Origin of the sequence: Streptomyces sp. NPDC057694, assembly GCF_042799415.1 — a bacterium.
Classification (GTDB): Bacteria; Actinomycetota; Actinomycetes; order Streptomycetales; family Streptomycetaceae; genus Streptomyces.
The window spans coordinates 724,003-748,501 of the sequence record NZ_JBHVIX010000001.1 but is presented as its reverse complement, the minus strand read 5'-3'; the positions used below and the strand labels follow the sequence as shown (position 1 = coordinate 748,501).

The following is a 24,499-nucleotide window of genomic DNA, read 5'->3' as shown; positions in this document are numbered from 1 at the left end:
CGAAACGCCCTAATAGCTCCGCTATGAGGACGCTCCGGCGCCTTGCGATCGCACGCACCAGGCGCCGCGGGGCCCGCCCTTCGGGCGAACGGCAGGACTTTCGACACACGCCCTAGGGCACGTCCCGCCCGACCCATCCGATCACTCAAGGAGGCGACCATGTCCGAGACCGGCCCCGTCGAGCACTACAAGGTGGTCCTCAACCATGAGGAGCAGTACTCCATCTGGTCCGCGACCCGGCCCAACCCGGCCGGGTGGACCGACGAAGGCACGAGCGGAACCCGCCAGGAGTGCCTGGACCGGATCGAGAAGGTCTGGGTCGACATGCGCCCGTTGAGCATCCGCACCCGCGGCGGGCGATGAGATGACGACACTGCGGGACGCGGAGACCGTACGGGACCTGTCGGACCCGGAGCTGTACCGCACCGGAGACCCCGAGGCGGTCTGGGCGCGGCTGCGCGCCCGCACCCCGGTCTGCTGGACCGAGCGGGCCCACGCGCCCGGCTACTGGTCGGTCACCAGCCACGCACTGGTGTCGCAGGTCCTCAAGAACGCCGCCGTGTACAGCTCGGAGAAGGGCATGCGGCTGGACGCCGACCCGGCGGCGACCGCGGCCAGCGCCGGCAAGATGCTGATCGTCACCGACCCGCCCCGGCACGGGGCGATCCGGCGGATCATCAACTCCAGCTTCACGCCCGCGATGGTGCGCCGGCTGACGGACACCATGCGCCGCACCGCCCGCAGCGTGGTGGCCGAGGCCGTCGCGGCGGGCGAGTGCGACCTCGTCGACGTGGCGTCCCGGCTGCCGCTCTCCGTCATCTGCGACATGCTCGGCGTGCCCGAGGCCGACTGGAACCAGATGCTCGCCCTCACCCGCACCGCCTTCGGCACCAGCGACACCGAGGGCGACGCCCTGCGGCGCAGCGAGGCCCACACCGAGATCCTCGTCTACTACTCCGAGCTGATCCGGCGGCGCCGCAAGGAGCCGGGCGAGGACATCGTCTCCGCCCTGGCGGGCGGCACCCTCGACGGCAGGCCCCTGACCGACACCGAGGTCTACCTCAACTGCGACGGGCTCATCTCCGGCGGCAACGAGACCACCCGGCACGCCACGGTGGGCGGAGTGCTGGCCCTGATGGCCGACCCGGGCGAGTTCGACCGGCTCCGCGCCCGCCCCGAACTCGTCGACACCGCCGTGCAGGAGATCCTGCGTTTCACCAGCCCCGCCCTGCACGTGCTGCGCACCGCCACCCGCGACACCGAACTCGGCGGGCAGCGCATCCGCGAGGGCGACCGGCTGGCCCTGTGGCTCCCGTCGGCCAACCGCGACGAGCAGGTCTTCCCCGACAGCGCCCGCTTCGACGTGGGCCGCACCCCCAACCGGCACCTGGCCTTCGCCGCCGGCACCCACTTCTGCCTCGGCGCGGCCCTGGCCGGACAGGAACTGCGGGTGCTGTTCGAGGAGATCGCCCGAGCCGTCCGCCACGTCGAACCGGCCGGCCCGGTCCGCCGACTGCGCTCCAACCTCGTCTGGGGATACGAGTCCGTACCCGTGCGCATGGAAGGGAAGCAATGAGCGACATAGCCCCACCGGCCGACCGCAGCGGCCGGCTGTCCCCGGCCAAGAGGGCGCTGCTCCAGCGCCGGTTGGCCGGCGGCCGCAGCCGTGCCGACGCGGACCTGAACGCCATCGAGCAGGTGGACCCGGCGCTGCCCGTGCCCGTGTCACCCGCGCAGCGCGGCCTGTGGATCCAGGACCGCTACCTGGAGGGCAACGCCCTCTACAGCGCCAACGAGGCCATGTGGCTGCACGGCCCGCTCCACCTCCCGGCCCTGCGCACCGCCGTGGACCGCCTCGTGGAACGGCACGAGGCCCTGCGGACGATCTTCCCCGGGACATCCGAGCCGCTCCAGATGGTCCGGCCCCCGAGGCCCGGCAGCCTGAAGCTGCTCACCCTGGGCGGCAAGGACAGCGCCGCATGTCGGGAGAGCGCGCTCGAACTGGCCCGGCAGGAGGTGGCGACCCCGTTCGACCTGGCCGCCGGGCCGCTGTTCCGGGTGCTGCTGGTCACCGTCGCCGACGACGAGCACCTGCTGGTGCTCAACATGCACCACATCGTCACCGACGGCTGGTCCTTCGACGTCCTGGCCCGCGACCTCGCCGAGTTCTACACCGCCACCGTCGAGCGGCGCCCGGCCGTCCTGCCCGAGCTGCGGACCGACTACCGCAGCTTCAGCAGCTGGCAGCTCGCCCGGCAGGACCCGGCCCGGCTGGCCGGCCGGCTGGACCACTGGCGCCGCGCGCTCCAGGACATCGCGCCCGTGCTCGACCTGCCCACCGACCGGCCCCGGCCGCCCCGGCAGTCGTACCGGGGCGCCGCGGTCACCGGACGGATCGCGCCGGAGACGGCCGACGGGGTACGCGCTCTCGCGGCGGCCCAGGGAACGACCGTGTTCGCCACCCTGCTGGCCGCCTTCCAGGTCCTGTTGTACCGCTACACCGGCCAGGACAGGTTCGCCGTCGGGACGCTGCTGCACGGGCGGGACCACGCCGATCCGGGGCAACTGGACGACATGGTGGGCCTGTTCGCCTCCACCGCGGCCCTGCCGGCCGACCTCGGCGACCGCCCTCGCTTCGACGCCTTCCTGGCCCGGACGCGCCGCACCGTCATCGAGGCCATCGCCCACCAGGACGTCCCCTTCGACCGGGTCGTCGAGGAACTCGCGCCCCCGCGCGACCTCAGCCGCAACCCCCTCTTCCAGACCTTGTACCAGCACCTGGAACCCGGCGAGAAGCCGTGGACTCTGAGCGGCCTGACCGTGGAGCCGACCCATCTCGGGACCGCCACCTCCAAGGTCGACCTGGGCCTGTTCACCACCGACCGGGGCGCGGACGGCATGCGCGTCGACCTGGTCTTCGCGACGGACCTCTTCGACGCCGCGACGGCCGAGCGGATGCTCGGCCACTTCCTCCACCTGGTGACCGGCATCGTCGCCGACCCGCACGCCCCGGTGGACACCCTGGCCCTCCTGCCCGCCGACGAGTCCGGCACGATCCTGCGGGACTGGAACGCCACCGACGCCGACTACCCCACCGACCGCTGCCTGCACGAACTCTTCGAGGAGCAGGTCGCCCGCACCCCGGACGCGACCGCCGTCGTCACCCCGGACGGGAACGTCAGCTACGCCCAACTGAACGCGCGGGCCAACCAGGTCGCGCACCTGCTGCGCGACCTGGGCGTACGCCCCGACGTGTTCGTCGGCCTGTGCGTCCGGCACAGCGTGGAGATGTTCGTCGGCATCCTCGGCATCCTCAAGGCGGGCGGCGCCTACGTACCGCTGGACCCCGACCACCCGGCCGACCGTCTCGCGTACGTCCTCCAGGACTCCGCGGCACCGATCGTCCTGACCCAGCGCGCCGTCCGCGACCGGCTGCCCGGGACGGCCGCGCAGGTCGTCCTCCTCGACGGCGACCGGCCCTCGGAACAGCCGGAGCACAACCCGGGACGGACCGCACTGCCCGGCGATCTCGTCTACGCCATCTACACCTCCGGCTCCACCGGGCGCCCCAAGGGCGTCCTCATCACCCACCGAGGACTGAACAACTACCTGGTCTGGGCGGTGCGCGGCTACGGCCTCGACGGCAGCTCCGGTGCGCCGATGCTGGGCTCGATCGCCTTCGACCTGTCCGTGCCCAACTTCCTCCTGCCGTTCATCGGCGGCCGCGACGTCACCCTGCTGCCGGAGGACCGCAGCCTCGAAGGACTCGCCGAACTGCTGCGCCGGCCCGGCGACTTCAGCCTGCTGAAGATCACCCCCGCCCATCTCGACGTGCTGCGCGCCCACCTCGACGGCCCGCACCGCGCCGAGGACCCCCTCACCTCCGTACGGACCTTCGTGGTCGGCGCCGACGAGGTGAAACCGGAGACGGCCGCGGCCTGGCAGCGGATCGCTCCGGGCGCGCGGACGATCAACGAGTACGGGCCCACCGAGACGGTCGTCGGCTGCTCCGTCTACGAGATCCCGGCCGACGGCGCCCCGCGCTCCGTCGTACCGATCGGAAAGCCGATCGCCAACACCCAGATGTACGTCCTGGACGACCACCTCAACCCCGTGCCGCCCGGCGTGACCGGCGAGTTGTACATCGGCGGCGACGGCGTGGCCAGGGGATACCTGAACCGCCCGGCGCTCACCGCCGAGAAGTTCCTGCCGGACCCGCACAGCACCACCCCCGGCGCCCGCTTCTACCGGACCGGCGACCGGGCCCGCTTCCGCCCCGACGGGAACCTGGAGTTCCTCGGCCGCTTCGACCACCAGGTCAAGATCCGCGGCTACCGGATCGAACCGGGCGAGGTCGAGACCGTACTGCTGTCGCACCCCTCGATCACCGAAGCCGTCGTGGCCGTCCGCGAGGACAACCCTGGCGAAAGGCGGCTCGTGGGCTACGTCGTGCCGGCCGGAGCCGACCGGCCCAACCCCGCCGAGCTGCGGGACTTCCTGCGACAGTCGCTCCCCGAGTACCTGGTGCCCGCGGTCATCGTGATCCTCGACGAACTCCCGCTGAGCAACGGCGGAAAGGTCGACCGGCGGCTCCTGCCGCCGCCCTCCGGCCTCCGCGCCGAGACGGCCGCACCCGCCGTGGAGCCGAGCGAGGGACCGGAACGGATCCTCGCCGGCATCTGGGCCGACGTCCTCGGCCTGGACCACGTCGGCGCGCACGACAACTTCTTCGACGCCGGCGGCGACTCGCTGCTTGCCCTGCGTGTGGTCGCCCGCGCCAGGGAGGCCGGCCTCGCCCTGCGGCCCAGGACCGTCTTCGAGTGCCAGACCCTCGCCCGGCTGGCCGAGGCCGCCACCCCCTGCGACCCCGCGGCCCTCCCGTCCGGGACGGGCGACGCCGCCTCCGCGGAGACCGGCGAGGCGGGCTTCACCCCGCTGCAACGCTGGTTCCTCGAAGCACCGCTCGACCACGCGAACCACGTGGCCACCGAACTCGTCGAGCTCGACTGGACCCCGCCGGCGGCCGACCTGGAATCCCTGCTGCACCGGATCACCGCCCACCACGAAGCCCTGCGCCTGCGGCTGGACCACGGACCGGACGGAACGCCGCGCCTGCGCACGGCGGCCCGCGAGGACGCGGTCCTGCTGCGGGAGACCGACCTGACCGGCACCACCCCCGAGCAGCGGACCGCCGCGACCCGCCGGACCGCCGAGGAACTGGCCGCTGCCATCGACCCGGCCCACGGCCCCCTGCTCCAGGCCGCGCTGCTGCGCACCGGCACGGGCACCGACCGGCTGCTCCTCGCCCTCCACCACCTGGGCACCGACGGGGTGTCGTGGCGGATCCTCATGGACGACCTGTCGGACGGCTGGCAGCGGCTGCGCGACGGGACACCGGCCGAACCACCGGCGCCCGCCGTACCCGTCTCCGTATGGACCCGCGCCCTCGCCGGACTCGCGGCCTCGGACGCCGTCGCCGCCGAGGCGGAGTTCTGGGAGCGGCAGGACGCCGGACCCGTCCTGCCGCCCGACGTGCCCCACGGCCCGACCGGACCGAACCGCACCTCCTCGTGCCGGACCGTCACCCACCGCGTCTCCCGCGAGCGGACCGAGACGCTGATCGCCCGCACCGCGCGGGGCGAGGGCACCGTGGCCCAGCAACTGCTCGCCGCGCTGGCCCTGTCGGTCGCCGACGAAGGCACCGGCGACGACGTTCTCGTCGAGGTCGACGGGCACGGCAGGGACGCCGGCCACACGGGCCTCGACCTGTCCCGCACGGTGGGCTGGCTCGCCGTCCGCCACCCGCTGCGCCTGACCGTCCCGCAAGGACCGGACAGTCCCGACGCACGGCGCGCGGCCCTGGTCGCGCAGGCGGCCCGGGTGCCCGGCGACGGGCTCGGCCACGGACTCCTGCGGTACCTCGGCCCCGACACGGCCGTCCGGGAACGGCTGGCCCGCGCGCGGCGGCCGGACATCGCCTTCAACTACCTGGGGCGGTACCGCTCGCAGAGCGCGGCCGCGCCCGGCTGGCGCTGGCTGACGGACACCCCGGAGCTGACGGCCCCCGACGAGGAGCGCGGACACCTGCTGGAACTCGTCGCCGCCGTGGTGGACGGGGAACTGCGGCTGAACTGGACGTACTCGGCCCACCACCACCAGGAGTCCACCGTCCGGCGGATCGCCGACGCCCACCTGCGCCACCTTTTCGACGCGAAGGCGGCGTCATGAGGAGCGCCCCGGGCGGCCGACGGCACCAGGTGCTCGCGCTGGAGTTCACCGGACTGCCCGAGGACCAGAAGCTCGACCGCCTCACCAAGGAGACGGACTGCGTACGCGTCGACCCCCTCACCGTGGACCGCACCGGCTCTCTCGGCCTCCCCGCGCTGGCGGCCCGCGTCCGGGACGGCCTCACGGACGGCCCGCCCGGATTCGTGCTGGCGTACTGCACGGCCGCCCCGCTGGCGCTGCATGTGGCCGAGGCGTGCCGGCAGCGGTTCGGGACGGCGGCCCCGCACGCCGTGCTGTTCGACCCGGACCCCGGGTCGTCGGCGTACCTCCTCCAGGAGTTCGCCGTGCTGTGCGGGAACCTCGGGGTCGACGCGGGCGCCGCGTCGGCCCGGGCGGCCGGTCTGCGCGGCGACGCCCTGCTGACGGCGCTGCGGGCCGAACTCCTGGCGCTGAAGGACGACCTGACGGCGGCCTACGGCGGGGACGAGGACGCCGAGGAGCTCGTCGAGCACCTCCTCACCCGCTACTGCGTCTGGCTGGCCTTCCTCGCCGCGGGGCCCGCGGCCGGCCCGGTCCCCGTCACCGGCCCCGTCACGGTGATCACCGGCAGGGATGCCGTCGACCTCACCGGCCTGGTGACCGACCCGTCCGGTGTGACGGTCCACCACTGCGCGACGAACGGCGGTCCGCTGCTGCTGAGCGAGGCCGCGGACACCACGCTGCGAGCCGTCGTGGCGGGAGCGCGATAGCTCGGGAGCGACGAGAAGGGGGCTGCCGGCCGGCAGCCCCCTTCTCGTGTCGCGCCGTACGGATCAGAGCACGGGCGCCGCACAGCGGGCCGCGAGACCGGCCACCGTCGGGGACTCGAAGACGGTCGCCGGATCCAGCCGGATCCCCTGGCTCCGCAGCTGCTTGACCATCGTCATGGCCAGCAGCGAGGTGCCGCCGATGGTGAAGAAGTCCTCCTCCGCGCCGACCTGCGTCAGCCCCAGCACCGACGCCCACACCTCCGCGAACTGTTTCTCCGCCGGCGACTCGGGCAGCCGTCCGGCGGGCACCCGCTCACCGAGTCGTTCCTCGGCGAGGGCGGTGAGCCCGGCGCGGTCGAGCTTGCCGTTGCGGGTCAGCGGGAAGCCGTCCAGACGCAGATAGATGTTGGGGACCTGGTACGCGGCGAGCAGCCGGGCCACATGGGCCCTGACCTCAGCCGGATCGGGGTCGCCGTCCGCGACGTAGCAGCACAGGAGCTGGTCGGGCGGTGTGCCGCGCACGAGCACGGCGGCGTCGCGCACCTGCGGACAGCTCTTCGCGGCGCCCTCCACCTCCTCCAGCTCGATGCGGAAACCGCGTATCTTCACCTGGCTGTCGACCCGCCCCTGGAACTCCAGCATCCAGCCGTGCGACGGTACGTCGATCAGCCGGGCCAGATCCCCGGACCGGTACACCCGCTCCACCGTGCCGTCGGGCAGCGCCAGTTCACCGAAGGCCCGCTCGGTGGCAGCCGCAGACTGGTAGCGCTGGGCCAGTCCGTCCCCGGCGATCAGGAGTTCACCGGTGCCGCCCGGTGCGCACAGCGCGCCCTCGCCGTCGACGACGTACATCCGGTAGTTGGGCAGCGGCACACCGATCGGGATCTGGCCGGAGTCCGCCGCCGGGTCGACCACGACCTCCGTGGCGTTGACGGTGGCCTCCGTCGGTCCGTAGATGTTGTTGAGCAGTGCGGGGGAGCGCACGATCCGGTGCCAGTGGCGGGTGTGGTGGTAGTGCAGCGTCTCACCGCCGATGATGATCCACCGCAGGGCGGGCAGCTCGCGCAGGGCGGGCTCCTGGTCGGCGGCCTCGCGCAGGTGGTGCCAGTGGGCGGTGACCACGTCCAGGTGCGTGATCCGTTCCCGGCGCAGCCACGCGAGCATCGCGAACGGGTCCTGCAACTCGGCCGCGGGCACGGGCAGCAGGCAGGCCCCCGTCACCCAGGCGGGGAAGATCTGCTGGACCGACGGGTCGAAGGTCAGCGGCGCGTTCTGGCAGAGCCGGTCCGAGGCCAGCACCTCGTGCCGGGAGACGAACCAGTGCACGAAGTTCAGCAGACTGTGCTCGCTGATGCGTACGCCCTTGGGACGGCCGGTGGTGCCGGAGGTGTAGATGATGTAGCAGGTGCGCTCGGGGTCGTACGGGACGGCCTCGTACGTGGGCGCGGGTTCACCGGAGCTGTCGCCGCCGGTGTCGCCGTCGCTGTCGAGGACACCGCGTACGGTGATGTCCTCCGGCAGCCAGTCCAGCGCGTCGAGTTCGTCCGAGGAGGCGAGCACCGCGGCGATCCCGGCGTCCTGGACGATGAACTCCAGCCGGGACACCGGGTCGGTGACGTCGACCGGGACATAGCCGCAGCCGGCCTTGAGGGCGGCGAGCATTCCTACGTAGGGGTGGACGGTCCGGTTGGCGGTGACCGCCACGATGCTGCCGGGCGCCACCCCGGACCGCCGCAGGAAGCCGCTGAACCGGTCCGACCGCTCGTCGAGTTCGCGGTAGGTCAGTTCCACGCCCGCGGCGGACACGGCGGGCCGGTCCGGGTGGGCCGCGACGGCAGCCCCGATCCAGGCCAGCAGCCCCCCTTCGAAGGGAACGCGGCGCTCTGTGCGGTTGAACTCCGACCAGGCGGTCCAGGACGCAACGGGGGGAGTGGGGGAAGGGGGAACGGACGGTGGGGCGTTCATCGTGCGGAACCTCCTTGGACCGGCACGGCGGGGGACGCCTCGCCGAGCACCTGGGCGACCCGTTCGAGACCGGTGGTGAACTCCTCGGCGTCGCCGCCGAATCCGATCCGCATCCGGTCCGGACGGCCGAAGCACCGGCCGGGCACGACCAGGACGCCGTGCCGCTGGAGCAGTGATTCGCAGGCGTCCGTCACATCGGGGACTCCGGGGAACCGGGGGAAGGCGGAGACGCCGCCCACCGGCGTCGGGCAGGTGACCAGACCGTCGTGGACGGCCGCCCACTCCAGCAGTGCCGCGCGGTTCTTCCGGGCGAGATCGAGCCGGGGAAGCAGCACCCGGTCGGCGTCCCGCAGCACTCGCAGGGCGAGCAGTTCGTTCAGCGGCGAGGTGGAGATCGTGGTGTAGTCGCGGATCCGGACCATCTCGGTGAGCAGCCGCGTCTCGGCGACGCACCAGCCGACCCGTATGCCCGGCAGGCCGTAGGCCTTGGAGAGTGTGCCCGTCAGCACGACCCGGTCCTGCGCAAGCCCTTCGGCCTCGGTCGGCGCCGTGACGGGGGGACCGTCGTGGACCAGCTCGCCGAAGGCCGCGTCCCAGAAGAGATGGCAGTCGTGACGGGCCAGCATCCCGGCGAGCCGGCGCCGCCCGGCCGCGTCCAGGCACGCGCCGGTGGGGTTGTGCGGGAAGTTGACCACGACGGCCCGGGTACGGGGCGTCAACTGCCGCTCCAGCAGGTCGAGGTCGGGCCGGAAGTCGTCCTCCTCCCGCAGCTCCCACACCCGCAGCCGCGCACCGGCGGCCTCCGCCACGGCGGACAGGGCGTGGTAGACGGGATCCAGTACGACGACCTCGTCGCCCGGACGCAGCAGCGCCGACAGGGCGAGGAAGATCCCCTCCGTCGAGCCGTGCGTCATCATCACCGCGTCGGCCCGGCCCGGAGCGAAACGCGCGGCGACGGTCTCGCGCAGCTCCTCGCAGCCGGTCGACGGGCTGTCCCGGAAGATGACGTCGTCCAGCTCCGACGTCTCCAGGCCGAGCAGTTCACGCAGTTCGCCGAGCGTGTAGTTGAGAACACCCGAGCTGGAGATGTCGAGGGACGCGTCGAAGTACCGCTCACGCAGCCAGTCCTCCAGGGGGGCCGCGGAAATATCGCCCAGGCTCATGGCTCAGCCGACCACCCTGCTCGTCGCCGTCGGCCTCTCGGCCCGGGTGCGCCGCAGGTCGGTGACGACGTTGACCCGCTTCAGCCAGCGGTCCTTCCCGTCGAAGCTGGCGCGGAAGGGGCGGCGGCCGTGGACGACGTTGCGGTTGTCGATGAAGCACACGTCACCGGCTCCGAGAACCACCTCGTACGTGTTGTCGTCCAGGTGCTCGATCAGGGCGTCCATGGCACGGACCGCCTCGGGATCGTCCTCGTCGGCCACGGTGAAGTCGCGGTCTATGCGCAGCACCGGAGCGTCCCCGGGCCCGCTCAGCAGCGCGACCTTCTCCCGGCCGTGCGCGGAGTCCGCGGGGGTGCTGTGCGACGGGTCGGGATGGATGGTGAACCGCTTCTGCGCCAGGACGCGCACGACGTCCTGCGGCAGCGACGCGGGATCGGCGCACGACAGTGTGGTGGGTATGTCACCGCGGTCGCGCAGGCAGAACAGCCCGACATGGTCGGCCCTGTTCTCCGAGAACGCGTCCTCGGTGTGCCACCCCAGCTCCCGTTCGCTGCTGGCACTGACCAGGCTGTGTTCCAGTCCGCGCACCGGCAGTACATCGGTGACGATCCTGCCGTCCTGCTGCGTCCCCCACCCGATCGGGTCGCCGAGCAGAGCCGCGTACAGCACGAGCAGGAAGCCGTAGGGGCCGCTGGCCACGGTGTCCGCGTCCCGCCAGACCGCCGGCGTGGGCTCCAGCCACGGTTCGACGGTGTTGCCGGACACGACGAACGCGTGCTTGCGGTCGTCGAGCCGTGCGGCGTTCGCCGCCCGGCGGACGGAGGACGGCAGGTCGTGCGCCAGCACCGGCGCGTCGGCGAGAAACCCTTCGTCGTGCGCGTTCGGGTAGGCCTCGGCACAGGTCTTCGCCAGCGTGAACGCCCCGGCCGCCTCGTCCGGGGTGAGAAGGTGCCGCACGACACGGCCCCGGTCGGCGGACGGTCCGGACCGTCCGGACGATGACGTCGAGTCCTCCGTGTCCCGGTCCTCAAAGACATCGACATGACTCACCATCTGGCAACTCCTCGACTCGGCTGTCACGGGCGCAGCCAGCGTGGCGACGGCGACTATCGATGTCCCTTCCGGCGCATATCGAACCGCCACCACCCCACGGACCGGGCCGCATCCGCCGTACGCGCGGCAGCCGAAAGCACGCCCTGGGCATGCTTGCCCTGGGCGTGCTTCTTCCGCGCGGGACGAGCGCCGAGTCGGCGCAGCCGCCTGGCTCGCCGCGGGAGGGCGTGGTCACGCAGCGGCAAGCGAAGCCCGGCCGGCGGACGGAACGACTCGCAGGGGTCAGTTCCGTCGCGTGGCGCCGCGGGCGACCGACGACAGCAGGGAACCGATCGCAATCCCGATGGCCAGGTAGACGGCCGCGGTGCCGAGCTTCGCGTCCAGGGGGAGGCCCGTGGTGAAGGGCAGCAGCACCAGGACGGCCGTGACCAGCGCGATGATCCAGGTGAAGAAGCGTCCCGGGCGCGGCGTCGCCGTGATGAGCAGTTGCAGGAGGGCCGTGGCGGCCAGGGCTCCCAAGGCGGCGCCGATGGCGAGGGAACCGGTCGACGCGTCGCCCATGGCCCCGTCGCCCTCGGGAGCGAAGACGGCGATCCCCAGGACACCGCGGACCAGCATGAGGACGACCACCGCCGTGAGCGCGGCCACCACGGCCGTCATCGCGCCGCCCGCCCACAACTTGGCGGCGTCCAGGCGGGGTTCGGGTGGAGGAGCGGGATTCTGCGCAGGGACCGGTGATCTGCCGTACGGGGTTTCCTGCTGTCCGTAAGGCCTGTTCGAGGGATCCACGTGGGTCCCGCTCCTCTCGGCGTCGAATTGCGGTGCCGGACGATGCCTCGGCGGTCAGGTGAGCAGCTTGGTCTTTGCCTGCTTGAATTCCTCGTCCGTGAGTGAACCGGATTTGTGGAGTTCCGCGAGCTTGGCCAGTTCGTCGGTTCCGCTGGTCTTCGTGTCGGCTTCGCCGGCGGTCTTTCGGATGTAGTCCTGGAAGGCCGACTCCCTCTCCTTCGCCTGCTTCACATCGCGTTGTCCCATACTGCGGCCTCGCACGATCACGTAGACGAGGACTCCGAGGAACGGAAGCACGATGCAGAAGATGAGCCAGCCCGCTTTGCCCCAGCCGCTCAGCTCGTCGTCGCGAAAGATGTCCATCACGATACGGAAGAGCAGGAAGAGCCACATGACCCATAGGAAGAAGTAGAGCATCGTGAGGAAGACGTCGAGGAGCGGATAATTTTCCATGTCTGCCTCTTTCTTCCGGGAGTGGAGGTGCTGAGAAGTATCCCCCGAGTTTCATGATTCTGCATTCCGGCAGGGCTGTGCCGGATTCGTGCATATACCTGCGAAGGCCGGGGTGTTGTGGGTCCGCTTTCTCGGCCCGAGGCGGCCGGGGATTCGGGAGTCTGCCGCCGTCCTCCGGGGGAGGCGCGACTACCTGGTGGGCCGTGGCCCGCGTAGGGTCGCGGCATGGCCGATGATCAGGTGGAGCCCGGGCGGCGAGGACGGGGGCGCCCGCGCGAGGAGCGGGTCACCCGCGCCGTGCTGGACGCCGTCGTCGAGCTGGTCGCCGAGCAGGGGATGGGCGCGCTGACCATGGACGCCGTCGCGTCCCGCGCCGGGGTGAGCAAGCCTGCCATGTACCGGCGCTGGCCCACCAAACAGGACCTCGTCATCGCAGCCGCCGAGTCACGGATCGGGCCGCTCGACGTGCCCGACATGGATGACTTCCGGGCTGAACTGCGCGCGGTCCTCACCGCCCGGATGGAGGCGTACAGGCAGCCCGGGATCGACCGGTTGCTCGCCGGGGTGATCGGCGCGTCGGCCGAACAGGGCTTTGTGCGCGAGGCGTTCGTCGCCTACGCGGCACGGGTGACGAGCGAGACCCGGCACGTGCTGGAGCGGGGCATCGCGCGCGGTGACGTACGGGCGGACGCCGATCTTTCCGCCGCGACGACCCTGGTCGCCTCCTCGCTGCTGTTCCGCCTGGTCGTGGAGCAGCAGCGGCCGGACGAGTCGCTGGTCGAGTCGATGGTGGACCTGGTGGGCCGGGCGGTCGCCGTCCCGGCGTGACATGACGGCATGAATCCTCTACGTGTCCGGCGCGTCGTCGCCGGACACGGCACCGGCATGCCCGCAGGTACCCGAAGGGGTCCTCACGAAATCACCTCCCCCCGACCCCTTGCCCCGTCAGGACGCAATATCGATACTGCCGGTTACGTAATAAGTGTCTCCGAGCTCGCTGTCGGGAGGACTCCCTCATGCACGACGTCGCCTCTGCCACCGTGGCCGATCCCAAGCCCGTACTGGACAAGCCCCTGATGCACTACGGCCGCCGCACCCTGGAACGCCTCGCGCCGGGTGCCGAGCAGGCCGCCTACCGGCACTTCGAGGTCAGCCCGCTCACCCCGCACTTCGGCGCCGTGCTCAGCGGCATCGACCTGACCGAGAAGATCTCCGGCGCACTCGCCGAGGAGCTGCGCCAGGCACTGCTGGAGTGGAAGGTGATCTTCTTCCGGGGGCAGACGGGCTTCACCGCGGAACACCAGCTCGCACTGTCCGGTGTCTGGGGCCCGCCGGAGCCCAATCCGTTCTTCGCGCGGACCGGCACCCCGGGCATCTCCCGGCTCGCCAAGGACGCCAAAGCGGCAGGAAACAAGAACATCTGGCACAGCGACCACTCGTTCATGGCCAACCCGTCGCTCGGCGCGGTGCTGCGCGCCGTGGAGGTGCCCGCAGCCGGCGGCGACACCATGTGGGCCGACATGGGCGCCGCCTACGACAACCTGCCCGCAGACCTCAAGCAGCGCATCGAGGGCCTGACCGCCGTCCACGACTGGGAAGCCAGCTGGGGCGCCCTGATGAACGACGAGCAGAAGGCCGCCTTCCGCGCGGACTGGCCGCAGGTCGAACACCCCGTCGTTGTGCGCCACCCGCGCAGCGGCCGCAGGACGCTGTACGTGAACGAGCCCTTCACCCGGTACATCAAGGGCTTGTCCGAGGCGGAGAACCGGGAGCTGCTCGACATCCTCGTCCTGCAGGCCCGCATCCCCGAGTTCCAGATCCGCTTCCACTGGGAGCCGGACTCCATCGCCGTCTGGGACAACATCGCCGTCCAGCACTACGCGGTCAACGACTACTTCCCGCAGCGCCGGGTGATGGAGCGCATCGCCATCGCCGGGGTCCCGCTCGCATGACCGCCGCACCCACCCTGCCGGACACGATGGCCGGGGCCGTCGGCGGCGGCGAGCGGCGCGCCTGGACGGTGACCGCGCTGCTCGTCGTCTTCATGATGGTCAACTTCGCGGACAAGTCCGTCCTCGGCCTCGCCGCCGACGAGATCCGGGCCGATCTGCATCTGAGCGCGACTCAGTTCGGACTCGCCAACAGCGCGTTCTTCCTGCTGTTCTCCGTCGCCGCGATCGTCGTGGGAATCGCCGCCGACCGCGTCTCGCCCAAGCTGCTGCTCCTGGTCATGGCCGTGCTGTGGTCCGTGGCGCAGGTCCCGGCCGCGATCGGCGGCGGGCTCGCGGTCCTCGTGGGCTCGCGGGTGTTCCTGGGCGCGGCGGAGGGACCGGCCTTCCCGGTCGCGCAGCAGGCAACGCTGTCGTGGTTCCCCGACCGCCGGCGCAATCTGCCGGGGGCGCTCATCACCGTCGGCATCACGCTCGGCGTGATCGTCTCGGCGCCCACCCTGACCTGGCTGATCCAGCGGCACGGCTGGCGTTCGGCGCTGTGGGTCCTCGCTGCGGCTGGAGCGTTGTGGGCGCTCGCATGGCTGGCGCTGGGGGCGGACAGCCCCCGGTCGCGGGAGACCCGGGCCGGTGACACCCCCGGGCCGCACATCCCGTACCGGCGGATCTTCGCGAGCCACACCTGGATCGGCACCACCGTCGCCTACTTCACCAGCTACTGGACCGTCGCCCTGATGCTGGTCTGGCTGCCGTCCTATCTGCGCAACGCCCTGGACTACTCGGCGGACACTGCCGGCGTCGTCATCGTCGCGCCCTGGGCGGTCGGCGCCGTCGTCCTGTTCGGACAGGCGTGGCTGACCGGGCGGCTCATGCGGCGTGGCGCGGGCAGTCGTACCGCCCGCGGCCGGGTGGGCGCGGGGATGCTCGCGATCGGGGCGGTCTGCATGCTGCTCACACCGCTGGCCGACGCGCGAGGGCCGCAGACCGCGCTGATCGCCCTGGGCTTCGGCTTCGGCGGCGCGTACGCCACCGTCGCCGCGACCACGGTCGCCGAACTCGCCCCGCCGTCCCGCAGCGGCGGCGCCCTCGGCCTGATGAACGCCCTCGTGACCGTGGCCGGGCTGCTCGCCCCGGCGGCTGTCGGGGCGCTGGTCGACGCCCAGGGGGACGCGGGCTACCGGCACGCGGTGCTGCTGTCCGGCGTACTGATCGCGATCGGCGCAGTCGTCGCGTACGTCCTGATCGACCCGGAACGAGACCGGGCCCGTCTCGCCACCTGAACATCCGTCCCCCCACTAGGAGTTGCTCAGTGAGTACCGCATCCGCACTCGACACCACCCCCTTGGACCAGGCGGTCCGCGATCTGCGCGAGCACGCCGGAAGCTGGACGGCGACCGCCCTGCCCGAGCGGATCGCGCTCCTGGAGCGGATGCTGCCGCGGATCGCCGCCGAGGCCCCCGGCATGGTCGCCGACGCGGCCGCCGCGAAGGGCTACGCCGCCGACTCGGCGTGGGCCGCCGAGGACTGGGCCTCCGCGCCGTGGGCCCTCGCCCAGAGCGTCGGCGCCCAACTGCACGTGCTGCGCCGCATCGCCGCGGGCCGAACTCCCGTACCGGAGAAGGCGGTACGCGACCACGACGGCCGTACCGTCGTCGACGTTTTCCCGGCCACAGGCTCCGACCGGCTGCTCCTGAACGGCTTCACCGCCCAGGTGTGGACACGGCCCGGCACCACGCGCGAGCAGGTCCTCGCCCGCGCCGCCGGGGAGTACCGGGTCCGTCCCGGCGAACCCGCCGTCGCCCTGGTGCTCGGCGCGGGGAACATCGCCGCGATCACCCCGCTCGACATCCTGCACAAGCTGTACGCCGAGGGGCAGGTGGTCCTCGCCAAGATGAACCCGGTCAACGCCTATCTGCGGCCTCGTTTCGAGGCGGTGTTCAGCGAGTTCATGGAGAGGGGCTGGCTCCGCTTCATCGACGGCGGCGCCGCGGAAGGTGCGTACCTCACCACTCACGACGGCATCGACACCATCCACGTCACGGGCAGCGAACGCACCCACGACGCCATCGTGTGGGGTACGGACGAAAACGCCGAGGAGCGCAGGAGGACCGACACCCCGCTCAACGACAAGCCGTTCACCAGCGAGCTGGGCGGCGTCAGCCCGTGCATCGTGACGCCTGGGCCGTGGAGCGCGGCCGACTTCCGCTTCCAGGCAGAGCACATCGTCACCAGCAAGCTCAACAACTCCGGCCACAACTGCGTCGCCAGCCAGCTCCTGCTCGTGCCCCGACACTGGGACGGCACCGAGCGCCTCCTCGCCGAGATCCGCCACGTCCTGCGCGAACTTCCGCAGCGCGGCGACTACTACCCCGGCGCCGCCGACCGCGTCACCGCCGCCACCCACGATCACCCCGAGGCCGAGAGCTACGGCGACGAGCCCGGCTGCCGCGTCCTCGTGCCGGACATCAGCGACCCCGACGACCCCATGCTCACCGTCGAGGTGTTCGCCAGCGCGCTCGGCGTGGTGCGCCTCCCCGGCGAGGACGCTCCCCAGTTCCTGCGCGCCGCAACGGAGTTCGCCAACGACAAGCTGCCCGGCACCCTCGGCGCGACGCTGCTCGTGCACCCGCGCACCGAACGCGCCCACCGCGCCGCCGTCGACGAAGCGATCTCCTCGCTGCGCTACGGCACGCTCGGCGTCAACTGCTGGTCGGCGTTCGGCTTCCTGCTCGGGTACACGCCCTGGGGCGCGCACCCCGGCCACACCCGCCAGGACATCGGCAGCGGTATCGGCTTCGTACACAACGCCTTCCTGCTGGAGGACGTCGAGAAGACGGTGCTGCGCGCGCCGTTCGCGCCCGCACCGCGCGGCCTGTTCACCGGCTCGCCCTCGCTGTCACCCCGCCCGCCGTACTACGTCACCAACCGCACGGGACGTACGACGATGGAGCGCCTGACGGCATACGCCGCCGACGGGAAGGCGCGGCGGCTGCCCGGCATCTTCGCGTCCGCCCTGCGCGGCTAGGAGTCATCGCGACTGGCGTGATCACTGGGCCGTCGAGCGGGACGGCGATCGTGGAGCGTCGGGGGCCGGACGGGATTCCTGCACTTCCCCGGTTCCGGTGCGGCCCTTGGTGAGGACCGAGGTGTCGCGCTACGGGAGTCCCGGGGGATTGACCTGGGATGCGGTGACCGCCTCGCCTGCCAAGTGCCAGCGTTTGACGGCCTTGCCGTAGGTACCGTTGTCGATCAGTTCGCTGATCGCCCGGCTCAGGGGGGTGGCGAGCCCGTTGCCCTTCTTGGTCGTGGCGGCTATCCAGCCTTCGCGGCCGGGCCCCGCCCCGGAGTAGGTGCCGACGATCTCGGTCTGGCCGGCATCGGCGACGTGGTAGGCCACCGACGGATTGGAGCCGAGGTAGGCGTCGATCCGGCCCGAGCGCAGGGCCAGATAGACATCGCTCTGCGTCTGGTAGTACTTGACGGTCACCGGCTTCCTGCCCGCGCGGGTGTTGTCCTGGCTCCACCGCGTGATCAGCTTCTCCTGGTTGGTCCCCGGATGCACCGCGACGGTGCGGCCTGCCACGTCTTTCGGGCCCCGTACAGTCAAGTCGCTTCCCTTCAGCGCCTCGAAGGCCACCTTGTCCTGGCGGTAGGAGGCGAAGTCGTACTTGCGCTTGCGTTCTTCGGTATCGGTGATGTTGGCGATGGCCACGTCGTACTTGCCGCTGTCCAGGCCGACGAACATGTTCTCCCAGGACACCGTGTGCAGCCGCAGCTCGAGCCCCAGGACGTCGGCGACGAGGCGGGCGAGATCCGGCTCCATGCCGATGACGGTCTTGTTGTCGGTCGCGTAGAAGCTCAGGGGAGGCGCGAGACCGGCGAAGGTCACGACCTCCAGAGTCCCCCGGTCCCGGACGGCCTTCGGAACCGTCGAGGCGATCGATTCGGTCCGGTGCGTGCGTATGGGGCGGAGGCCGGCTTCCTTGCTGATGTCGCCGACGCCGTCGGACGCCCTGCCGGTGGGGGAGTCGGCGTCCGGAGGGTTGGCACAGGAGGAGAGGGCGAGAGCCGTGAGGCAGAGCGACACGGCCAGAGCCCGTACGGAGCGGAGACGAGACACACGTGTTCCTTGAGGGTTCGAGAGCGGGACCGCAGGACGAGAGGTGCTACAGGACTTTGGAGAGGAAGGCGCGAGCCCGCGGGTGCCGCGGGTCGTCCAGGACCGCGGAGGGGGGACCCTGTTCGACGATGACGCCGTCGTGCATGAAGACGACGGTGTCGGCCACCCGCCGGGCGAACTCGATCTCGTGCGTGACCACGATCATCGTGGTGCCGGCGCGGGCCAAGTCCTCGATGACGTCGAGTACTTCGTCGACCAGTTCGGGGTCGAGTGCCGAGGTGGGCTCGTCGAAGAGCAGCACTTTCGGCTTCAGGACGAGCGCCCGAGCGATCGCCACCCGTTGCTGCTGACCGCCGGACAGCCGGCGCGGATACGTGTGAGCCTTGTCCGCGAGGCCGACCCGCGCCAGGAGCGCGTGCGCCTGGCGCAGCAATTCCGCGCGACGTGCTCGCCCGGCTGCGAGCGGCGCCTCCATGAGGTTTTCCAGGACGGTCAGATGAGGGAAGAGGTTGAAGTTCTGGAAGACGAAACCGACCTTCGCGCGCTGCCGCAGGATCTCCTTCTCCGCGAGTTCGTGAAGACGTGTGCCGGATCTGCGGTAGCCGATCAGCTCGCCGTCGATGGTGACCCACCCTCGATCGGCCCGCTCCAGATGGTTCACCACCCGCAACAGCGTCGACTTGCCCGAGCCCGACGGCCCCAGAAGGGCGGCCACTTCCCCGGTGCGCACCTGAAGGTCCACGCCGCGCAGGACCTGGAGGGGGCCGAAGCTCTTGTGGACGCCTCGCACGTCCACGGTCAGGTCGCTCATCGGGGGCTGCCGATCGCCAGGGCGTCGCGGTGACGCGAGCCAGAGGTGAGGTCGCGCAGAACACGCCGTGCGCGCTGGAGGGGAGTGGGCGGCGGAGTGCGGTCGAGGCCGCGGGCGAGCCGCCGCTCCACGTAGTACTGGGCCACCGACAGGACGGACGTCAGGGCCACGTACCACGTGGTGGCGACGAGCAGGAGCGGGATCACCCGGCTGTTGCGGCTGTAGATGACCTGCACCTGGTAGAACAGCTCGCCGATGGCCATGACGTAGACCACCGATGTGCCCTTGAGGAGGCTGATGATCTCGCTGACGGCCGTGGGCAGGAGGGAGCGCAGGGCCTGCGGCAGGATGATCCGGCGTATCTGGCGCAGGCGGGGAATACCCAGGGCGGCCGCGGCCTCCCACTGCCCGTGGTCCACGGCGATGACACCGCCTCGTACGATCTCGGCACAGTAGGCGGCCTGGTGCAGTGACAGCCCGATGACGGCCGCTCCCATCGTGCCGATGAGCGTGTTGCTGTCCACCGAGACGAGAACGGGGCCGAAGGGGATGCCGGCCCCCAACTCCCGGTACAGAGCGCCCAGGTTGAACCAGAAGACGAGCTGCACGATCATCGGGATGGAGCGGAAGACCCAGATGTACGTCCAGGCGACCGTCCGCAGCACGGGGCTGTGCGAGAGCCGCATGAACGCGAGCACCGTGCCGAGCGTGAAGCCCAACAGCGTTGCGTACAGGGTGAGTTGGAGGGTCACGGCGACCGCGTTCACGATCGCCTCGGACAGCAGATACGACGCGAAGACCCGCCACTCCCAGACCGGGTTCGTGAGCAGGCCGTGGGTGAACTGTGCCGTGAGCACCAGGACAGCGAGGGACGCGACCCAGCGGGTGTAGTGACGCGCGGGTACCACGTGCAGCGTCTCGGTCTCGTCGAGAGTCTTGCTCTCGGCGACGCGGTCGGCGACGCGGTCCGCGACGGTGTCGGGCTTACGTGGGACGGCGTCGGCGTCGCTCCGGCGAGGCGCCCCCTCCGTGGGCGGGGGATCGGTTCGGCGTGCCATGGCGTACTCCTTGTCGGTTGCCGGCGGTGCGGGAGCGACCGGCGTTCGTGCCGGTCCGTGGTCTGTGGTGTGCGGCCTTCGCGCGGCGGTGCTCCCGGCGGCTGCGGGGAGGGGAGCGCACGTCCGTCCGCGGGTCGCCTCAGGTTCGGGTCCGGGCCGTCGCGGACCATGTCGCCAGCGACGCGGCCACGGCGGCGGCGACGGGGGAGCAGAGCAGGAGGGCCGGTGTGCCGAGCGCATCGGCCAGTGCGGCCCCACCGAAGGAGCCCGCGGCGAATCCGACGGTGGTCATGCTGTTGGCCCAGCCCTGTACCTCGTGGTCGGCGCCGGGCGGTGTCGCCGCTCCGAGGTCGGTGAAGAAGCGGGCGAAGACCGAACCGGTGGCGAGGCCGGCCGGGACACTGACCGCGGCCACCGCCAGGGGGCCCAGGAACATGGCCGCGCCGATCGCGCTCGTACCGGTGGCCAGCAGCAGGAGCAGTACCGGAAGCCGGGTGATGCCGGAGCCGGGCAGTCTGCCCAGAACCAGAGCGCCGATGATGCTGCCCACGGAGAGGCCCGCCAGGAGCAGTCCGCTGAAGGCGGCCGCGTTCTGCTGCTGTGCGTAGACGGGCAGCGACACCTCCGTGGCCGCCAGGGCCGTGCAGAAGAAGAACTGTGCGCCGAACAGGCTCACCAGCGGAGCGCCCCCGAGGCGGCGGGCGCGCCGGGGCAGCGGCGAGGACGGCGGCGCGTGGTGCGGCAGGCCCGACAGCAGGACGACCGCGAGCGTCATCAGTAGGCCGGTGAGGACCAGGGGGAGTACAGGGGTGAGGGAAGTACTGAGCCAACTGGCCATGAGGGGACCGGTGATCAGGGTCAGGTCCATCAGGGCGGATTCCAGGGCGTTGGCGGAGGAGCGGCCGCGGCCGCGGTCCACCGCGGTCCAGTGGGAGCGCAGCAGAATGCTGGCCGGCGGGAAGAAGGTGCCCATGAGCGCCGCCGCGGCGAGGACGATCGCGAAAGGCGCGGAGACGGCCGCGGCCACCGCGATCCCCGTGAGCCCGGCCAGGTAGCCGGCCAGACAGGTCCGTAGCACCGCGGGTGCTCCGTGCCGGGCGATACGACGACCGCGAGCCGGGCTGCCGGCCGCGTTCGTGGCGAGCATCACCGCGACGACGGCGCCGGCCTGGGCGTAGGAGTAGACCGGCGAGACGAGCAGCAGCGTGCTGACGGGAAACATGCTGATCGGCCACTTGGACACCAGGCTGGCAACGGCGAGCCGGGTGGCCCCCGGGGCGGCCAGGACCTCCCGGTAGGTGGCCACGAGGCCCCCGGGCGGGTGTGCGGGCGTGGAGGTGTGGGCCGATGAGTCCGGGGACATCGGTTCAGGCATGTGAGGAGGCCGCGGTCGCGGCGTCGGTGCCGTCCACGGCTGCGGCGGGCCGCGTCTCCACCCGCACCAGGGACCTGATGCGGGCCAGTGTGGCAAGGACGGTGTCGGAGTCGGGACCGTGGACCGCGGCGCTGAAGGGGATGCTGACGTTGTCGTGTGTGGCGGGTACGTGCTCGCCCGGCGCGTAACCGAGTTCCACGCTGTCGACTCCGGGCAGGCGGGCCGCCTCCTCGGCCCCGTGCACCGCGACGAGGGGGCCGGGGCCCTGCTCGTTGTGCACGACGGCCGAACCGAACCGGACGGGAAAGACGACGGGCTTCTCGACAAGCGCCGGGCGCTGCCCGAGGTAGCAGGCGATCGTGTCGTGGAAGGGCCGCAGTCCGCCGTGCGCGATCCACAGGTCGACGGCGGGGCCCCCGGACAGCCGCGCGCCCACCTCGATGAGGAACTCGCCGTCGTCGGCGCACTTGACCTCGGTGTGGCTGGGACCGCGCCGGATGCCGAAGGCGCTCAGCACGCCGCGCGTGTAGGTCTCGACACGGGCGAAGTCGGGGTGCTCCGGGCCGATCTGGACGATGTCCCACAGCGGGAAGTCGTAGTCGGCGTCGTCGGGCCGCAGGTACTCCCAGATGTCCACCAGGCGGTGCTCGCCGTGCGCGCTGAAGAAGTTGACGGCGAACTCGCGTCCTCGCACGTAGCGTTCGACGAGCCATTCGCGCACGGGCTCGCGGTACACGTCGTGGGTGACGGGTGGGCCCTGGGCGTCGAGGTCGGCGGCGGTGGAGAAGACACGTACGCCCTGTGAGCCTGCCCCCAGCGTGGGTTTGACGATCACGGGGAAGCCCACCTCGTGCGCAGCGGCCGCGATGTCGCTCCGCGAACGGACGAGCCGGAACTCCGGGATCCGGACGCCTGCCTGCGCGGCGTGCTCACGCATGGCTGCCTTGTTCCGGCGGGCCCAGGCGAGGGTGTGGTCGTTGCCCGGCAGGCCGAGCCGGTCGGCCAGCACATCGGTGAGGTGGACCCCGGCCTCCAGGCAGGGCACCACGGCCCGGGCATCGACGCCGGCGGCGGTGATGAGGCGATGCGCCTCGTGCGGGTCGGCCGGGTACAGACTGAGATCGTCACCTTCCGCGTGCCCGGGCAGGGAGGCCAGATAGTCGTGTGTGTAGAGGGATACGACGGAGAAGCCGAGGTCACGGGCAGCCGCCTTGAAGGGGCGTCCCTGCCGCACCGGGTCTACCAGGATGATCGCGGGTGCGCTGATGGTCATGGGCGCCTCTCCTCGATGCTCGGACGGCCGCCGCTCTCGCGAACGGCCTTGCGCTGTCCGGGAATTCTGTCGGTTGGGCGGAGCCCGGGGGCACGTACCCGCAGACGGTCTGAAAGGGCGGTACGACTGCCCGCTCGTGCAGAAACCCTCGCCCTTAAGGCCGCATCCGGATTTCTGCCACCGGCCGGAATACAGCCGGCCGTATCGGCGGCGCACGCACAGGTTCGACGGCCGGTCGTCCGGGCAAGATGACAACGCTGTCGAGCAGGCGTGCCGGCAGTGGCCCCGATGTCCGGAAGTCGCGCCGCTCCGAATTCGGGGCGGCGCAAAACGTGTGCTGAAGGAACCCGAAACCAACGGAAAACAAACTCCGCGGCACCGTGCGGCTGTGCATATGACCAAGACTGATAGGGCTAACGGGTTTTTGCGGCACGGCAGTTGTGGTGAGGTCATCCGACACTTCCAGCCACGATCCGACGTTTCACGTCAACTTGAAAGGTAACCATCAGTCGCCAGTCCACTACGGGGCTGTCGGCGCCTAGCATCTGCGGGCAGTACGGGGGATTCACCGGATCCACTTGAAAGCAAAGGACGTACATGTCTCGGCGCTACCCCACCCTGTGCAGCGACGCACCTCTTCGCCTGCTGCAGGAGCAGCCGACCGACCACATGGCACAAACACCGGCGTCTGTCATCTCCGTCGTTCTGCACGGGGGCGACCCGCTCACCCGTGCCGGAGTCGTCGCCCACATAGGGCACCGGCCTTCCATGACGCTGATATCCGATGCGAGCCGAACCCTCGACGATCCCACCCAGGCCGTGGCGCTGGTGCTGGACCACGAGCTGGACGCGGAGTCCGTCGCCAAACTCCGCAAGCTGGCCACGGACTACGGCAAACGCGTCGTGCTGGTGGCGGGCGAACTGGACGAGGAGCGGCTGAACTTGGTGATCGAAGCCAGGATCTCCTCCGTCGTCTGGCGCCACCAGGCCACCCCCGCGCGGCTGGTGAAGGCGATCGAGGCGACGGCCAGGAACGAGGGAGACATGCCCGGAGACCTCCTGCACCGACTCCTCGCCCACCTCGAACGCCAAGCGCAGGGGACGGTGTTGAGCACCGTGGCGACCGGCCGCCCCACGGGGCGCGAACTGAACGTCCTGGAGCTGGTCTCGCACGGCCTGGGCACCAAGGAGATCGCCGAGAAGCTCAGCTACTCCGAGCGCACCATCAAAGGGATCCTGCACGATGCCATGACACGCCTGCACCTGCGCAATCGGGCCCATGCCGTGGCCTACGCGATCCGCGAGGGCTACCTGTGACGGACCGCCCCGGCCTTCCGCACAAGCGCCGCCCCGCGTGAGAGCCCACACGTGTGACCCCGACATGTGCGCCGGCAGGTCGGCGACAACGGACTGCGGCGGGCCGCCGCAAAACAAAAGGGCCGTCACCGGACGACACCAAACCGGGGAGCGGAGAAGCGTTCGGGACACAAGAGGGCCAACAAACCACCCACCC

Annotated in this window: 19 protein-coding genes; 9 read left to right on the top strand and 10 right to left on the bottom strand. The window is 71.2% G+C overall.

The window, feature by feature from the left end; genetic code table 11:
* Positions 1–159 precede the first annotated feature (159 nt).
* Genes ACFVDP_RS03555 through ACFVDP_RS03540 form a run of 4 tightly spaced genes read left to right on the top strand, consistent with a single transcriptional unit; the run spans position 160 to position 6,977 of the window.
* Complete coding sequence (locus ACFVDP_RS03555) at positions 160–363, top strand: MbtH family protein (protein WP_383482544.1); 204 nt, start codon at positions 160–162, stop codon at positions 361–363.
* A 1-nt stretch (position 364) separates the two neighbouring features.
* Positions 365–1,576, top strand: a complete 1,212-nt coding sequence (locus ACFVDP_RS03550) for a cytochrome P450 (protein ID WP_383482541.1) — start codon at positions 365–367, stop codon at positions 1,574–1,576.
* A complete protein-coding gene (locus ACFVDP_RS03545; RefSeq protein ID WP_383482538.1) occupies positions 1,573–6,228 on the top strand; it encodes an amino acid adenylation domain-containing protein in 4,656 nt (1,551 codons plus the stop codon). Before ACFVDP_RS03550 ends, ACFVDP_RS03545 begins: the two co-directional genes overlap by 4 nt.
* Positions 6,225–6,977 (top strand): hypothetical protein, encoded by a 753-nt coding sequence (locus ACFVDP_RS03540; protein WP_383482535.1) that lies wholly within the window; start codon positions 6,225–6,227, stop codon positions 6,975–6,977. The genes ACFVDP_RS03545 and ACFVDP_RS03540 overlap by 4 nt, the downstream gene beginning before the upstream one ends.
* A 63-nt stretch (positions 6,978–7,040) precedes the next feature.
* On the opposite strand, the gene ACFVDP_RS03535 is transcribed toward ACFVDP_RS03540, so the two are convergent.
* The 5 genes from ACFVDP_RS03535 to ACFVDP_RS03515 all read right to left on the bottom strand — a co-directional run bounded on the left by ACFVDP_RS03535 (position 7,041) and on the right by ACFVDP_RS03515 (position 12,400).
* Positions 7,041–8,942, bottom strand: coding sequence for an amino acid adenylation domain-containing protein (locus ACFVDP_RS03535; RefSeq protein WP_383482532.1), 1,902 nt, complete (start codon positions 8,940–8,942; stop codon positions 7,041–7,043).
* Positions 8,939–10,105 (bottom strand): capreomycidine synthase, encoded by a 1,167-nt coding sequence (vioD, locus tag ACFVDP_RS03530; protein WP_383482529.1) that lies wholly within the window; start codon positions 10,103–10,105, stop codon positions 8,939–8,941. The genes ACFVDP_RS03535 and vioD overlap by 4 nt, the downstream gene beginning before the upstream one ends.
* Positions 10,106–10,108: 3 nt before the next feature.
* The gene (locus ACFVDP_RS03525) at positions 10,109–11,158 is read right to left on the bottom strand and encodes a TauD/TfdA family dioxygenase (RefSeq protein ID WP_383482526.1); all 1,050 of its coding nucleotides are present in this window, start codon (positions 11,156–11,158) and stop codon (positions 10,109–10,111) included.
* A gap of 282 nt (positions 11,159–11,440) precedes the next feature.
* Positions 11,441–11,947, bottom strand: a complete 507-nt coding sequence (locus tag ACFVDP_RS03520; protein ID WP_383482523.1) for a DUF6069 family protein — start codon at positions 11,945–11,947, stop codon at positions 11,441–11,443.
* 54 nt (positions 11,948–12,001) lie between these two features.
* Positions 12,002–12,400 (bottom strand): SHOCT domain-containing protein, encoded by a 399-nt coding sequence (locus ACFVDP_RS03515; RefSeq protein ID WP_383482520.1) that lies wholly within the window; start codon positions 12,398–12,400, stop codon positions 12,002–12,004.
* A gap of 225 nt (positions 12,401–12,625) precedes the next feature.
* On the opposite strand from ACFVDP_RS03515, the gene ACFVDP_RS03510 reads away from it, so the two are divergent.
* From ACFVDP_RS03510 to ACFVDP_RS03495, 4 genes are all read left to right on the top strand, one after another.
* Complete coding sequence (locus ACFVDP_RS03510) at positions 12,626–13,228, top strand: TetR/AcrR family transcriptional regulator (RefSeq protein ID WP_383482518.1); 603 nt, start codon at positions 12,626–12,628, stop codon at positions 13,226–13,228.
* Positions 13,229–13,416: 188 nt separating this feature from the next.
* Complete coding sequence (locus ACFVDP_RS03505; RefSeq protein WP_383482515.1) at positions 13,417–14,352, top strand: TauD/TfdA dioxygenase family protein; 936 nt, start codon at positions 13,417–13,419, stop codon at positions 14,350–14,352.
* A complete protein-coding gene (locus tag ACFVDP_RS03500; RefSeq protein ID WP_383482512.1) occupies positions 14,349–15,629 on the top strand; it encodes an MFS transporter in 1,281 nt (426 codons plus the stop codon). The genes ACFVDP_RS03505 and ACFVDP_RS03500 overlap by 4 nt, the downstream gene beginning before the upstream one ends.
* A gap of 29 nt (positions 15,630–15,658) precedes the next feature.
* Complete coding sequence (locus tag ACFVDP_RS03495; protein WP_383482509.1) at positions 15,659–17,374, top strand: aldehyde dehydrogenase family protein; 1,716 nt, start codon at positions 15,659–15,661, stop codon at positions 17,372–17,374.
* A 129-nt stretch (positions 17,375–17,503) separates the two neighbouring features.
* Here the strand turns inward: ACFVDP_RS03495 and ACFVDP_RS03490 are convergent, their stop codons facing one another.
* From ACFVDP_RS03490 to ACFVDP_RS03470, 5 genes are all read right to left on the bottom strand, one after another.
* On the bottom strand, positions 17,504–18,469 hold the full coding sequence (locus ACFVDP_RS03490) for an ABC transporter substrate-binding protein (protein WP_383482506.1): 966 nt from the start codon (positions 18,467–18,469) through the stop codon (positions 17,504–17,506).
* Between the two features lie 46 nt (positions 18,470–18,515).
* Positions 18,516–19,280: an amino acid ABC transporter ATP-binding protein gene (locus tag ACFVDP_RS03485; protein WP_383482503.1), complete on the bottom strand. Its 765-nt coding sequence runs from the start codon at positions 19,278–19,280 to the stop codon at positions 18,516–18,518.
* The gene (locus ACFVDP_RS03480) at positions 19,277–20,338 is read right to left on the bottom strand and encodes an amino acid ABC transporter permease (protein ID WP_383482500.1); all 1,062 of its coding nucleotides are present in this window, start codon (positions 20,336–20,338) and stop codon (positions 19,277–19,279) included. Before ACFVDP_RS03480 ends, ACFVDP_RS03485 begins: the two co-directional genes overlap by 4 nt.
* A 139-nt stretch (positions 20,339–20,477) precedes the next feature.
* The gene (locus tag ACFVDP_RS03475) at positions 20,478–21,701 is read right to left on the bottom strand and encodes an MFS transporter (protein WP_383482497.1); all 1,224 of its coding nucleotides are present in this window, start codon (positions 21,699–21,701) and stop codon (positions 20,478–20,480) included.
* Between the two features lie 4 nt (positions 21,702–21,705).
* The gene (locus tag ACFVDP_RS03470; RefSeq protein ID WP_383482494.1) at positions 21,706–22,986 is read right to left on the bottom strand and encodes an ATP-grasp domain-containing protein; all 1,281 of its coding nucleotides are present in this window, start codon (positions 22,984–22,986) and stop codon (positions 21,706–21,708) included.
* Between the two features lie 768 nt (positions 22,987–23,754).
* Between ACFVDP_RS03470 and ACFVDP_RS03465 the strand changes: the two genes are divergently transcribed.
* Positions 23,755–24,303, top strand: a complete 549-nt coding sequence (locus ACFVDP_RS03465) for a LuxR C-terminal-related transcriptional regulator (RefSeq protein WP_383482491.1) — start codon at positions 23,755–23,757, stop codon at positions 24,301–24,303.
* The last annotated feature ends 196 nt before the right edge of the window (positions 24,304–24,499 follow it).